The 625-nt window shown below is 68.6% G+C and carries 1 protein-coding gene; it reads right to left on the reverse strand.

Annotated elements, in window-relative coordinates; genetic code table 11:
• Nucleotides 1–65: 65 nt before the first annotated feature.
• Nucleotides 66–625 (reverse strand): GGDEF domain-containing protein (locus G7A99_RS23600; protein ID WP_163144494.1); only part of this gene is annotated, 560 nt, incomplete at its 5' end.

The following is a 625-nucleotide window of genomic DNA, read 5'->3' on the forward strand; positions in this document are numbered from 1 at the left end:
CCGGCTGGGAGGTGCGTCGCAGACTGACTGCCTCGTGGGATACGCACGCGCCTGCGCCGACGGGCTCAGGCCGGTGCCACGACGACCCGGTCGCGCCCCGTTGCCTTCGCCTCATAGAGGGCGGCATCGGCGCGCTCGGTCAGCATTGCCAGGGTCCAGCCGAAACGCATCTCCGCCACCCCGAGACTCACCGAGACGGGGCCGACCCCGGGGAACGGGGCGTCGGCGACGGCACGGCGGATCCGCTCGGCAAGCACCGTCGCACCGCGAAGATCCGTGTGTGCGGCCAGCACCAGGAACTCCTCGCCGCCCCAGCGCCCGAACTGGTCCGCCTCGCGGAGGATCGCGGCGACCCTGTGGGTGAGCTCGATCAGGGTACGGTCGCCGACCGGATGACCGAAGCGATCATTCACGGACTTGAACCAGTCGATATCGAAAAGCACCACGGAGAACGGTGTCGAGTAACGCGTGAACGCCGACTCCGCGGCCTGCAGCAGCGTGTAGAGCCTGCCGCGGTTGGTGACACCGGTAAGCCGGTCGTGGGTGGCCAGGTGCTCGAGCTCCGTGAGCAGGCGCTTGTGCTCGCTGATGTCGTGGAACACGCAGACGTAATGCTCGACCCGCC

The organism is Arhodomonas sp. KWT (assembly GCF_010993615.1).